Source organism: Xanthomonas hortorum (assembly GCF_011305375.1).
Lineage (GTDB): Bacteria > Pseudomonadota > Gammaproteobacteria > Xanthomonadales > Xanthomonadaceae > Xanthomonas > Xanthomonas hortorum_E.
The window spans coordinates 1-13,229 of sequence record NZ_VCME01000027.1 but is presented as its reverse complement, the minus strand read 5'-3'; the positions used below and the strand labels follow the sequence as shown (position 1 = coordinate 13,229).

The 13,229-nt window shown below is 64.0% G+C and carries 11 protein-coding genes; 4 read left to right on the top strand and 7 right to left on the bottom strand.

Annotated elements, in window-relative coordinates; all coding sequences use genetic code 11:
- Window positions 1-170: 170 nt before the first annotated feature.
- Entirely contained in the window at window positions 171-1,835 is a 1,665-nt protein-coding gene (pyrG, locus tag FFY45_RS19840) for a CTP synthase (RefSeq protein ID WP_023903735.1), read from the bottom strand.
- Between the two features lie 190 nt (window positions 1,836-2,025).
- The gene (locus FFY45_RS19835; protein WP_006453323.1) at window positions 2,026-2,268 is read right to left on the bottom strand and encodes a hypothetical protein; all 243 of its coding nucleotides are present in this window, start codon (window positions 2,266-2,268) and stop codon (window positions 2,026-2,028) included.
- Window positions 2,269-2,429: 161 nt separating this feature from the next.
- On the opposite strand from FFY45_RS19835, the gene parE reads away from it, so the two are divergent.
- Window positions 2,430-4,319, top strand: a complete 1,890-nt coding sequence (gene parE / locus FFY45_RS19830; protein WP_176341756.1) for a DNA topoisomerase IV subunit B — start codon at window positions 2,430-2,432, stop codon at window positions 4,317-4,319.
- A 373-nt stretch (window positions 4,320-4,692) separates the two neighbouring features.
- Window positions 4,693-6,207, top strand: a complete 1,515-nt coding sequence (locus FFY45_RS19825; protein ID WP_176341755.1) for a S10 family peptidase — start codon at window positions 4,693-4,695, stop codon at window positions 6,205-6,207.
- A 293-nt stretch (window positions 6,208-6,500) separates the two neighbouring features.
- Here the strand turns inward: FFY45_RS19825 and FFY45_RS19820 are convergent, their stop codons facing one another.
- The 3 genes from FFY45_RS19820 to FFY45_RS19810 all read right to left on the bottom strand — a co-directional run bounded on the left by FFY45_RS19820 (window position 6,501) and on the right by FFY45_RS19810 (window position 9,149).
- On the bottom strand, window positions 6,501-7,262 hold the full coding sequence (locus FFY45_RS19820) for a YdcF family protein (protein WP_006452780.1): 762 nt from the start codon (window positions 7,260-7,262) through the stop codon (window positions 6,501-6,503).
- A 123-nt stretch (window positions 7,263-7,385) separates the two neighbouring features.
- A complete protein-coding gene (locus FFY45_RS19815) occupies window positions 7,386-8,513 on the bottom strand; it encodes an inorganic phosphate transporter (RefSeq protein ID WP_006452782.1) in 1,128 nt (375 codons plus the stop codon).
- Window positions 8,514-8,522: 9 nt separating this feature from the next.
- Window positions 8,523-9,149 (bottom strand): DUF47 domain-containing protein, encoded by a 627-nt coding sequence (locus tag FFY45_RS19810; RefSeq protein WP_006452783.1) that lies wholly within the window; start codon window positions 9,147-9,149, stop codon window positions 8,523-8,525.
- Between the two features lie 274 nt (window positions 9,150-9,423).
- Between FFY45_RS19810 and FFY45_RS19805 the strand changes: the two genes are divergently transcribed.
- Window positions 9,424-10,764 carry a hemolysin family protein gene (locus FFY45_RS19805; RefSeq protein ID WP_104549333.1) on the top strand — a complete coding sequence of 447 codons (1,341 nt, stop codon included), beginning with the start codon at window positions 9,424-9,426 and terminating at the stop codon, window positions 10,762-10,764.
- A complete protein-coding gene (locus FFY45_RS19800) occupies window positions 10,748-11,419 on the top strand; it encodes an exopolysaccharide biosynthesis protein (protein WP_176341754.1) in 672 nt (223 codons plus the stop codon). Before FFY45_RS19805 ends, FFY45_RS19800 begins: the two co-directional genes overlap by 17 nt.
- Before the next feature lie 35 nt (window positions 11,420-11,454).
- On the opposite strand, the gene FFY45_RS19795 is transcribed toward FFY45_RS19800, so the two are convergent.
- Window positions 11,455-11,955 (bottom strand): pyridoxamine 5'-phosphate oxidase family protein, encoded by a 501-nt coding sequence (locus FFY45_RS19795; protein ID WP_176341753.1) that lies wholly within the window; start codon window positions 11,953-11,955, stop codon window positions 11,455-11,457.
- 60 nt (window positions 11,956-12,015) lie between these two features.
- Window positions 12,016-13,017, bottom strand: coding sequence for an LLM class flavin-dependent oxidoreductase (locus tag FFY45_RS19790; protein WP_176341752.1), 1,002 nt, complete (start codon window positions 13,015-13,017; stop codon window positions 12,016-12,018).
- Window positions 13,018-13,229: the final 212 nt, after the last annotated feature.

The window sequence follows — 13,229 nt, the reverse complement described above, 5'->3', positions numbered from 1 at the left end:
GGAGAGGGGTTTGGGGTGAGGGTAAGGTTGGGGAAGCGCAGGTGAAGCCCGATGGTTTGCCCTGGCTGGCGCGTGGCGACGCGTTCGTCATGGTTGCCATCTTCCGGTTTACTGCGGCGCCCCTCATCCGGCGCTTCGCGCCACCTTCTCCCGATGGGAGAAGGAAAATTTCACGCGCGCGCTTCCTTCAACAACTTGCCGCCCGCCTTCTTTTCGCGCGCGGCGCGCACGAAGCCGATGAACAGCGGGTGCCCGTCGCGTGGTGTGGACAGGAATTCCGGGTGCGCCTGGCAGGCCAGGAACCACGGGTGCGTCTCGCGCGGCAGCTCCACCATTTCCACCAGCGTGTCGTCCATCGACTTGCCGGAAATCACCAGGCCGGCATCTTCCAGCTGGGTGCGGTAGCGGTTGTTGAACTCGTAGCGATGACGATGCCGCTCTGCCACCACGTCCTTGCCGTATACCTCGCGCGCCAGCGTGCCCGGCTTCAGGCGCTGCTCCTGCAGACCCAGCCGCATGGTGCCGCCCAGATCGGACTTCTCGTCGCGCTTTTCGACTTCGCCGGTGGCGGTGCGCCATTCGGTGATCAGGCCGATCACCGGGTGCGGCGACTGGCGATCGTTCTCGGTGCTGTTGGCCGCATCCAGATTGGCGACATGGCGCGCATAGTCCACCACCGCCGCCTGCATGCCGTAGCAGATGCCGAAGTACGGCACCTTGTGCTCACGCGCGTACTTGGAAGTCTGCACCTTGCCTTCGAAGCCGCGATCGCCGAAACCGCCCGGCACCAGAATGCCGTCGATGTCCTGCAAGGCGGCCATGTCGCTGCCTTCCAGATCCTGCGCTTCCAGCCACTTCAGATTGACCTTGGTGCGCTGGCGCAGGCCACCGTGCCGTAATGCTTCGGCCACCGACTTGTAGGCGTCCTGGTGATCGACGTACTTGCCGACCACCGCAATGGTGACTTCGTCCAGCGGATGCTTAACCGCATCCACTACCGCAGCCCATTCGGAGAGATCGGCCGCGGCGACCTTGTCGCGCAGCTTGAACTGATCAATGACCAACTCGTCCAGGCCCTGGCGGCGCAGTTCCAGCGGCATGCCGTACAGCACGTCGATATCCGGGCAGCTGATCACTGCGCGCTCGGAGACGTTGGTGAACAACGCGATCTTGCGGCGCTCCGAATCCGGCACTGCCTGCTCGGAGCGGCACAGCAGTACGTCCGGCTGGATGCCGATCGAGCGCAGTTCCTTGACCGAATGCTGGGTCGGCTTGGTCTTCAACTCACCGGCAGCAGCGATGTACGGCACCAGGGTCAGATGCATGAACATGGCCTTTTCGGCGCCGCGCTCGGTGCGCACCTGGCGGATCGCTTCCAGGAACGGCAGCGACTCGATGTCGCCTACGGTGCCGCCGATCTCGATCAATGCGACATCGAAACCTGCGGTGGCCTCGTCGATGCAACGACGGATCTCGTCGGTGATATGCGGAATCACCTGCACAGTGGCGCCCAGATAATCGCCGCGGCGCTCCTTGCGGATCACATTCTCGTAGATCCGGCCGGTGGTGACGGAGTTCTTGCGCGAAAGGCGCGTACGCACGTAGCGCTCGTAGTGGCCCAGATCCAGATCGGTCTCTGCACCGTCGTCGGTGACATAGACCTCGCCGTGCTGGAACGGGCTCATCGTGCCCGGGTCCACATTGATGTACGGGTCCAGCTTCATCATCGTGACCTTCAGGCCACGCGCTTCAAGAATGGACGCAAGCGAAGCGGCCGCAATGCCCTTACCCAACGAGGACACTACGCCGCCTGTAACAAAAATCAGGGGGGTCATGGGGCTTGAAGCCTCCCGGAAAGCCATAGTTTAGCGGGTGACGGACGAATGCCCAAGGGTTGCGTGACGCCGCTGCGATCACGCAGTGACAAACGCGCGCCGCGTGGGTCGCAAATGCAGACGCCCCGATCTAGGCCGGGGCGTTTGTGGAGCAGATGACCGATGTGAAGCCAGCCGATGCGCAGCGCGATCAGCGCGCCGGCTTCTTTTCTTCCTCTTCCTCGGGCAGCGCGGCATCGGCCTTGGGCTTCTGCGCGGCAGCTGCGGCACGGCGCTCTGCCTTGCGCTCGGCTTCGGTCTTGGCCTTGGCGTCGTCGGCCTTCTGCGCGGCGGCGCCCTGACCGGTCTGCTGCGGAGCGGCCTGGGCCATGGCAGGAAGCGCCGCCACTGCGGCCGCACCCAGGGTGAGCATCAGAATGTGCTTGAACTTCATGGTGTCCTCCGGTTTCGGTGACATCCTCAGGTGGGGACGTTTGGTTCCGAATCCAACGCCAGGGTATCCAGCCGCACCCCGCCCTGCACTGAACGCCTGTCGCGTGCAAAAAAACGGTTCTGCCCCCACACTTGCGCGTCGTTTCACGTGCCAAGAGATGCATGAACACCCGTTATAACGCCGCCGATATTGAAGTGCTGTCGGGCCTGGACCCGGTCAAACGCCGTCCTGGCATGTACACCGACACTGCGCGCCCGAACCATCTGGCGCAGGAAGTGATCGACAACTCGGTCGACGAGGCGCTGGCCGGTCACGCCAAGCAGGTCGAAGTGACCTTGTTCAAGGACGGCAGCTGCGAGGTGTCCGACGACGGCCGCGGCATGCCGGTGGACATGCACCCGGAAGAGAAGATTCCCGGTGTGGAACTGATCCTGACCCGGCTGCATGCCGGCGGCAAATTCAACAACCGCAACTACACCTTCTCCGGCGGCTTGCACGGGGTGGGCGTGAGCGTGGTCAATGCGCTCTCGACCAAGGTCGAGCTGTTCATCAAGCGCGAAGGCAGCGAGCACCGCATGGAGTTCCGCGACGGCCACGCCGCCTCCAAGCTGGAAGTGGTCGGCACCGTCGGCAAGAAGAACACCGGCACGCGGCTGCGCTTCTGGGCCGATCCGAAGTACTTCGACACGCCCAAGTTCAACGTGCGCGCGTTGCGTCATCTGCTGCGCGCCAAGGCGGTGCTGTGCCCGGGGCTAACCGTCAAGCTGCACGACGAGGCGACCGGCGAGCAGGACAGCTGGTACTTCGAAAACGGCCTGCGCGACTATCTGAAAGGCGAGATGGCCGAGCACGAGATGCTGCCGGCCGACCTGTTTGCAGGCAGCCTGAAGAAGGACACCGAGATCGTCGACTGGGCTGCGGCCTGGGTGCCGGAAGGCGAACTGGTACAGGAAAGCTACGTCAACCTGATTCCGACCGCGCAGCACGGCACCCACGTCAACGGCCTGCGTTCGGGCCTGACCGATGCGTTGCGCGAGTTCTGCGACTTCCGCAACCTGCTGCCGCGCGGGGTCAAGCTGGCACCGGAAGATGTGTGGGACCGGGTCACCTTCGTGCTCAGCCTGAAGATGACCGACCCACAATTTTCCGGGCAGACCAAGGAGCGTCTGTCCTCGCGCCAGGCCGCCGGTTTCATCGAAGGCGCCGCGCACGATGCCTTCAGCCTGTATCTCAATCAGAACGTGGAGATCGGCGAGAAGATCGCGCAGATCGCCATCGACCGTGCCAGTGCGCGGTTGAAGACCGAAAAGCAGATCGTCCGCAAGAAGGTCACCCAGGGCCCGGCCCTGCCCGGCAAGCTGGCCGATTGCATCAGCCAGGACCTGTCGCGCACCGAATTGTTCCTGGTCGAAGGCGATTCGGCCGGCGGCTCGGCCAAGCAGGCGCGCGACAAGGATTTTCAGGCGATCCTGCCGCTGCGCGGCAAGATCCTCAACACCTGGGAAGTGGCCTCGGGCAGCGTTCTGGCGTCCGAAGAAGTGCACAACCTGGCGATCGCGATCGGCTGCGACCCGGGCAAGGACGACATCAGCGGGCTGCGCTACGGCAAGGTCACCATCCTGGCCGACGCCGACTCCGATGGTTTACATATCGCGACCTTGTTGACTGCGCTGTTTCTCAGGCATTTCCCGGCATTGGTGGCGGCTGGACACGTGTTCGTGGCGATGCCGCCGCTGTTCCGTGTGGACGTGGGCAAGCAGGTGTTCTACGCGCTGGACGAGGAAGAAAAGACCACGCTGCTGGACAAGATCGCGCGCGAGAAGATCAAGGGCCAGGTCAGCGTTACACGCTTCAAAGGCCTGGGCGAGATGAATCCGCAGCAGCTGCGCGAATCGACCATTCATCCGGACACGCGCCGGCTGGTGCAGCTGACCATCGACGACGGCGAACAGACGCGTTCGTTGATGGATATGTTGCTGGCGAAGAAGCGCGCTGGCGATCGCAAGCAGTGGCTTGAGAGCAAGGGCGATCTGGCGTCGCTGGAAGTCTAAAAGATACGGAAAGGGTAAAAACATCGGAAGTTAAAGCCCCTCTCCCGCCGGGAGAGGGGTTGGGGTGAGGGTACGGGGCGAAGCCACTCTGTAATGGATGACACGAGGCTTCGCCCGTACCCTCATCCGCCCCTGCGGGGCACCTTCTCCCGAGGGGAGAAGGGTGTGCTATAGATTTTCTTTGACGTCAATGCTTACTTTCAGCGGACTGCGCAAACCTCACCCCTTGGGTCAGACGGCTGCCTGCCGCGGCACATACTGCCCTAGGCCAGGCAAGCCACATCGGTCAACGCGACACACATGCCTTTGTGCACATCCACCGAGCGCTGCCGGGGCCTAGCATCGTCGCTCCCCTGTTCGAACCTCGATCGCCATGCCCTCTTTTCTCCATGCCGGCCTGCTGGCCTGTGTCCTGCTCAGCGGGACGGCGCTGGCCGCTGCGCCAGATAAAAACGATAGTAAAAGCGACGCCAAAAGCGATGCAAAACCCGACGCAGCGGCATCCAAGCCTGCGCCGTTGCCGGCCGATGCCAGCGTGCGTCAGAGCACGCGCGTGGCCGGCCGGACGCTGAGTTACACCGCCACCGTCGGCACGCTGCCGGTACGCGACGCGCAAGGCAAGACCACCGGCGAAGTGGTATTCACCGCCTACACCGTGGATGGAAAGGACCGGCCAGTCACGTTCGCATTGAACGGCGGGCCCGGCGCGTCGTCGGTGTATCTGAACATGGGCGCGATCGGGCCGAAGGTGGTGGGTTTCGGCGCAGAAGGCGATAGCGCCTCGGCACCGGCGGCATTGCGCGACAACCCCGGCACCTGGCTGGACTTTACCGATCTGGTGTTCATCGACCCGGTCGGCACCGGCTTCAGCCGCTCCCTGATCGGCGACGACGAGGCCAAGAAGCAGTTCTACAACCCGCAGGCCGACGTGGAATACCTCTCGCGCGTGGTCTACGACTGGCTGCTCAAGAACCGTCGTCTGCAGGCGCGTAAATACCTGGTGGGCGAAAGCTATGGCGGCTTCCGCGGCCCGCGCATCACCCATTACCTGCAGACCCGGCTGGGGGTAGCGATGAACGGTGTGGTGCTGGTGTCGCCATATCTCAATCCGACCCTGGACGACAACAGCGATGTGTCGCCACTGGCATGGATGATGACGCTGCCCTCGATCGCCGCCGCGCATCTGGAGCGCCAGGGCAAGCTCAGCGACAGCGCCATGCGCGAGGTGATCGATTACACCCGCGGCGACTACGCGGTGGCGCTGATGAAAGGACGCGCCGACCCGCAGGCCAGCGAGGCGATGCTGCAGCAGGTCACGCGCATGACCGGGCTGGATCCTGCCTATGTGCGGCGCTCCGGCGGACGCCTGGAAACGCAGGCGTATCTGCGCGAGGTGTTTCGCGACAAGGGCGAACTGGGTAGCCGTTACGACTCCAACGTGACCGCGTTCGACCCGTTCCCGAACGATCCGGAGCAACGCGCCAACGACCCGTTGCTGGACAGCATCATCGCGCCGACCACCACCGCGATGGTGGACTTCGTCACCCGCGTGGTCGGCTGGAAGGTCGACGCGCGTTATCAGGCGCTCAATTACGACGTCAACAAGCTGTGGGACTGGAACGACGAACTGCGCAAGGGCGCGGTAACGCAACTGCGCCAATCGGTGGCCATCGACCCGAAACTGCGCGTGTTGATCGCGCACGGCTGGAACGATCTCTCCTGCCCGTTCATGGGCTCGGTGCTGACGGTGGATCAGATGCCGGCGATGGGCAACGACCCGAAACGTGTGCAGGTGCGCGAGTATCCGGGCGGCCACATGTTCTACAACCGCGCCGACAGCCAGACCGCATTCCGCAACGACGTCAAGGCGATGTATGAAACACGCTGAGCGCAAGCATCGCCGGCCGCACACGCGGCTGGCGATGCTGCAGGCCGGTTGCAGCAAGCGAATGCGCAGTAGTCGCAAAACCACCGTGCTGAGCCGTTACTTCTCCCAGCCGCCGCGCATGCGTTGCTCCCGTCGAGCTCTCAACGGCACCAAGCAATGTTGGAAATAAATCAGCCGCGCACACCAGGACGCACGCCGGCTTTTAAGAATCTCGAATTCCGAATCTCGAATTCCGAATCTCGAATTCCGAATCTCGAATCTCGAATCCCGAATTCCCAATCCCGAATCCCCGCTCACAACTCCCCGGGCAGCGTGGCCTTCACATTCCAGCCCAACCACTCGTAGACCCGGTAGCGCGCAATGCCCAGATACTCGTGCAAGGCGACATCGGCCACGGTGAAGTTGTAGCTCTGCGGCAACCAGGCCCAGGATGCGGTCAACCAGTCCGAGCGCACCGGCGTGGCCTCGATGCCGAAGTGACGGAAGTAGAGTTCGGCGCGGCGCAGATGCGTGGCAGAGGACACCAGCACCACCCGATCGGCACGGTACTTGCGCAGCAACGGCTGGCTGAACTGCGCGTTCTGCCAGGTGTTCATGCTGGAGGGCTCCATGATCAGATCGGCCTGATCGATACCTATCCCGATCAGCACCTTTCGATACACCACCGCTTCGGACAGGCCCAGTCCGCGCGCGTCGCCGCCGCTGATCTCGATCTTGCAGTCGCCGCCATGCGCGCGGCATTGCCGATACAGCCGCGCCGACTCGACGATGCGGCCGTAAGCAAACATGTTCGCTTCGGCGGTGGCATCCGGGCCATCGGGCCGCACCGTGCCCGCGCCCAGCAACACGATCATGTTGCGCGCGCGCCAGTCGTTGAAATCGTTGACGCCGGTCTGCTGCAAGCCGTGCAGCATCCAGCTCGACAAGGGACCGCAGCCGACCAGCAGCAGCAACGCCAACGTGGCCGCCGCCAGCGCGCGTGCGCTGCGCCGCCAGCGTCGGCGGCCGATCAGCCAGGACAGCAGGAACAACACGCACACCAGCGCAAGCATCATCGGCGCGTTTTCCTCAGGCAGAACGCGTTAGAACATCAGTGTCGAGCGGGATGACCTGCAACAGGACCACCCGCAACCAGCGCCGCATCGTCGCCGACCGAGGTGACCAGGCTACGACAGCACTCAGGTCCAGCCAAACCATTCGAAACAACGCAGGATCAGATACGCCACGCCGCCGGCGGCCGGGATGGTCAAAATCCAGGCCCAGACGATGCGCTCGATCACGCCCAGCCGCAGCGAGCGTGGATTCTTGGCAAAGCCCACGCCCATGATCGCGGTGGAAATGCTGTGCGTGGTCGATACCGGCATGCCGAAATGCGCGGCCACGGTGAGCACGGTCGCCGAGCTGGTTTCTGCGGCAAAACCGTGGATGGGGTGCAGCTTGACCATCTTGTGGCCGAGCGTCTTGATGATCTTCCAGCCGCCCGAGGCGGTGCCGGCGGCCATCACCACCGCGCAGGTCAGCACGATCCACATCGGGATGCCGTCGCCGGCTCCAATGCCGGTACCCGGATGCAGGAAGCTCAGCCAGCTCGGCAGATCGTCCAGTGCACCGGCCGACTGCGCGCCGATCAGGGTCATGGCGATGATGCCCATGGTCTTTTGCGCATCGTTGTGGCCGTGCGCATAGCCCATGTAGGCAGCCGAGGCGATCTGCGCCTTGCCGAAGAAGGCGTTGACCCAGCGCGGACGCGCCAGCCGGCCGATCGGCCCGCCGAGCTTGGCCATGCCGGCGATGATCGCCCACAGCAGCAGCATCACCACGATGCCGAGCAGGAAGCCGGCGATCGGCGAGGTGATCATCGGCACGAACACCTTCCACAACAGGCCCTTGTTCTTGGCCCAGTTGCCGATGTTCTCCGACCAGATCAGCGCGTCCCAGTTGTTGTGCGCCGCAGCCAGGCCGGCGCCGCACAGACCGCCGATCAAGGCGTGCGAGGACGACGACGGCAGGCCCTTCCACCAGGTGATCAGGTTCCAGATGATGCCGCCCAGCAGCGCGCACAGAATCACCTGCGGGGTGACCTCGACCACGTTGGTGTTGAGCAGGCCGGAAGCAATCGTCAGCGCCACGGCGGTGCCGGTGAGCGCGCCGATGAGGTTCATGCCGGCGGCCAGCATCACCGCCCAACCCGGCGACAACACCTTGGTGGCGACCACGGTGGCGATGGAGTTGGCGGTGTCGTGAAAGCCGTTGATGAACTCGAACACCAGGGCAGCGAAGATCACCACCAGAACTAAGGTAAGCACGCGGCGACCTCAGCTGTTCTTCAGCACGATCTGGTACACCACCACCCCTGCCTCGCGGCAACGATCGATGGCCTTTTCCAGAATCTCGAAGAATTCCTTGAGCAGGAACATCTGCAGCGTGTCCAGGCGGCCGGAATAGATGTCGCGATACAGCTCGAGCATCAGCCGGTCGGCTTCGTTTTCCAGCATGCGCAGCTTGTCGTTGAGCGCGGTCATACGATCGATGTTCATCTGCGGCAGGTCAGTCACCATCTCCACCACCACCGCAGCGGCCTGTTCCAGCATCGCCGCGCGCGGCGCGAAGTCGATGTGCTCCAGATGCTTGGTGGCCAGCGAATAGCGGTCGGCGAATTTCTCGACCTGCTTGGGGATCTTGTACAGCGCCGAACCCAGCGCTTCGATGTCCTCGCGCTCGATCGGGGTCATGAAGCTGTCCACCAGCGCCTGGCCGATCTTGTCCGAGGCGGCGCGTTCGCGCAGGCGGGCCAGCTTGAAGGCGTCCAGCGCGGGTTGGCGGTCGGACGTGCGCATCATGGCGTGCAAGGCCTTGGTGCTGTCGTAGGCGGCCTGCGCCGCTTCGTTCAGAAGCGCATAGAACTGCTTGCCGGAACCGAAGATGGTCTGCAACGAGAACATGGGTGAAGAACTTCCTGCCGTCGAGGGAGAGACGGACGCCGAGGGCGAATTATGACCGTTCCATGACGTGTCTGGATATCTCGGTGCCTGGGGCGGCCTTCACATGCGCATTTCCCGGCTCGAACCACCCTGCGGTTTGCTAACATGCTCGCGCGCCTTCGGGTGCACCCTATGGAAGACGACCCCCTACCCTCCCGTTGCCGCCCCGCCCTCGTGCGCGCCGGCCAACCTAGTGCTCGCCCGCCCTCCCCTTCACTGACCGGGGAAGACGCCCGTGGTTGAGTTTCTGATCGTTATCGCGCTGATTTTGTTGAACGGCTTCTTCGCCATGTCGGAGATGTCGCTGATGACCTCGCGCAAGAGCCGCCTGAAGCAGATGGCCGGCTCCAGCAAGCGCGCCGCGCGAGCCCTGGCATTGGCCGAAAGCCCGGAAAACTTTCTGTCCACGGTGCAGATCGGCATCACCTCGATCGGCATCCTGACCGGCCTGTTCGGCGGCGAAGCCATCGGCGAGGCGATCGGCGAGCGGCTGCAGTTGGCCTTCCCCGCGCTGTCGGCCACTTTCTCGCTGGTTGGCGACCCCAAACCGTATTCGGCGGTAATCGGCAGCACGCTGGCGGTAGCCTTGATCACCTTCCTGACGCTGATCTTCGGCGAACTGGTCCCCAAACGGCTGGCGCTGCGCAATTCAGAAGACATTGCCGGCGTGGTCGCGGTGCCGATGGCGTGGCTGGCAAAGATTGCCGCACCCGGCGTGTGGGTGTTGGCGCGCTCGACCCGGTTGGTGCTGCGCATGCTGGGCATGGGCAAGGACGAATCGGCATCGGTGACCGAAGAAGAGATCCGCATGCTGGTGGCCGAAAGCCACGAGGCCGGCGTGATCGACGCGCACGAGCGCGACATGATGAACCGGGTGATGCGGCTGGGCGACCGCACCGCTGACAGCCTGATGACGCCGCGTAACCGCATCGCCTGGCTGGATGCCAACGCCGAGCCGGAACGCAACCTGCAGATGATGCGCGAGCACGAATTCTCGCGTTACCCGGTGTATCGCGGCAGCGACCAGGACATCGCCGGCGTGCTGGAAGTCAAATCGCTGGTCACGCGCATGGGCGGGCACGGCGAGAACCTGTTCCAGGCGCTGCGCGACACCTTGTTCGTGTCCGAATCCACGCATGCGATGAAGCTGCTGGAGATCTTCCGCGAAGAACAGCAGTCGATGGCGCTGGTGGTCGACGAATATGGCGAAATCCGCGGCCTGGTGACCATCAGCGACCTGATGGGCGCAGTGGTCGGCCGTTTGCAGGCGGTGGAAAACACCGACGAAGACGCGCTGGTGATCACGCGCGCCGACGGTTCGTTACTGATCGACGGCTCGCTGCCGGTGGAAGAACTGCGCGAAGTGCTGGGCGCCGAATTGCCCGAGGCCGATGAAGGCGATTACCACACGCTCGCCGGGCTGTGCATCTACTACTTCGGACGTATTCCGCAGGCCGGCGAATTCTTCGATTGGGCCGGCTGGCGCATCGAGATCGTGGATCTGGATGGCGCGCGCGTGGACAAGCTGTTGCTGAGCCGCATCGGCGATGAGGACAGCGATGACATCGTCGGATAACGGCGCGCCGCCATCCGATGGTTCCGGCGGCGAACACATGCGGTATCGCAACGAAGGCATCCGCAGCCTGCTGGCGGCCTTCAGCGAAGGCGACCCGAATCATGTGTTGCGTGTACGCGAGATTCTGGCCGATCTGCAGCAGAGCGCGTTCGGCGTGTTTCTGTTTCTGGCGATCCTGCCCTCTTTCATCCCGATTCCCGGCGTGGCCGGTGGCATCAGCGGCCCGCTGACGGTCTTGATCGGCGTGCAGATGATGTGCTGCCTGCGCAAGCCGTGGGTGCCGCGTTTCATCGGCGATCGTGGGCCGCGCCGCAGTACCAGCCAGCGTTTCGTTGCGCGGCTTGCACCAACGCTGCAGCGCCTGGACCGGCTGCTCAAGCCGCGTCTGCACGGCATGCTGGATCGTATCCCGGCGCAGGTGTTCACCGGCTTGCTACTGGTGCTGGTCGGCATCTTGCTGACGCTGCCGATCCCGTTCACCAACTACATTTTCGGCCTGATCCTGCTGTTGTTCGCGCTTGCCCTGCTGGAGCGCGATGGCGCGTTGCTGCTGGTGGGCTGGGCGGCGGCGCTGGTGTCGGTGGCGGTGTTCGGGGTCACTTCCGACCAGCTGCTGGATCTGGTGCGCGATTGGTGGCCGGTCGCCTGGCGCTGATGCGCGAGACGATCGGCACACCTGCCCGGTCGCGGTTACTTCAGATCGACCACACGGTTGTCTGACAGGCTGCCCGTGTCGTCGGTGACTGCCGTCATCACGAAGTACAGCGCCTTGCCCAGCAGCCCGCTCGGGCCATCCCAGTATTCGGCCGATTCGGCACGCACGTGGATCAGACGCAGGTTGGGGTCGTCCTTGCCGCCCGGAAAAAACACCTTCATTGCCGGCGACCAGAGTTCATCGATCTTGGCGCGGTCATTGACCACGCGCGCGGTACCGGCGACCGACACATAGCTGTTCTTCGACGCCGAGGCGTACGCCACATTGACGCGCGGGTCGGCGGCAATCTCTGCCACCTTCGGGCTATCGGCAGCGGTGGCGAACCACAGATCGCCATCGAACTCGACTTCCTGCGTGCCCAACGGCCGGCTCACCAACTTGCCGTCGGCCGAGACGGTGGTGAACATCGCAATGTCCACGCCGCCGATCAATTCCGCCAACTGCTTGATGCTCTCGCTGCGTTGCTGAAGGTGCATGCTGGTCTTCCCAATGGATGTGCACGCATCTGAGCGGATCGCCGCGCAAAGCGACGTGAATCACGCAGTGGTCACGTCCAGTTCGCGGCAGACGATGGCGGCGATTTCGAACGAGCGCAGACGCGCGGCATGGTCGTAGATGTTGGCGGTGAACAACAGCTCGTCCGGCGTGTGGCGATCGATGAACTCGGCCACGCCCTGCGCGATCTGCTCGGCGTCGCCGAGCACCGTGCAGGCCAACGCACGCTCCACACCGGCACGTTCGTGCGGCTGCCAGAAGCTGTCGATATCGTCGATCGGCGCGGGAATCTTGCCCGGCTTGCCGCGACGCAGGTTCACGAAACTCTGCTGCTGGGTGGTGAACAGGCGGCGCGCCTGCGCCTCGGTCTCGGCGGCCACCACGTTCAAGGCCAGCATCACGTGCGGCTTGGCCAACTGTGCGGACGGGCGGAACTCGCGGCGGTAGATCGCCACGGCTTCGTCCATCGCGTCGGGTGCGAAGTGCGAGGCGAACGCGAACGACAGGCCCATCGCTGCGGCCAGCCGTGCACTGAACAGGCTGGAGCCCAGCAACCACATCGGCACGTCCAGCCCGGCGCCCGGCACGGCCTGCACCAGTTGCCCCGGCACCGCCGGTGCGAAGTAGCGCAGCAGCTCGGCCACGTCCTGCGGGAAGTGATCGGCGCTGTCGAAATAGCGGCGCAAGGCGCGCGCGGTGGGCTGGTCGGTACCGGGCGCGCGGCCCAGGCCCAGGTCGATGCGCTGCGGATACAACGACGCCAGCGTGCCGAACTGTTCGGCCACCTGCAGCGGCGCATGGTTGGGCAGCATGATGCCGCCAGCGCCGACGCGGATGGTCTTGGTGCCACCGGCCACATGACCGATGAGCACCGCAGTGGCCGCGCTGGCGATGCCCGGCATGTTGTGGTGCTCGGCCAGCCAATAACGCTGATAGCCCCAGCGCTCGGCGTGCTGGGCCAGATCGAGCATGTTGGCGAAGGCGTGGGTGGTGTCGCTGCCTTCGCAGACCGGCGCCAGGTCGAGCACGGAAATGGGCGTCATCGGATGACTCCGGGGAATGAATGATGTGCAAGAGATGGGGCTGGCCGGCCGGCATTGCTACCCGCTCAGGTAGCGCTGAGGGGATTACAGCATTCCAGTGGTCGAACAGCAGGGATGGTTTATGGAGGCGTTACTCCCTTCTCCCCTCGGGAGAAGGTGCCCCGCAGGGGCGGATGAGGGTGCGGGCGAAGCTTGGTGGAGTTTGAGTAACC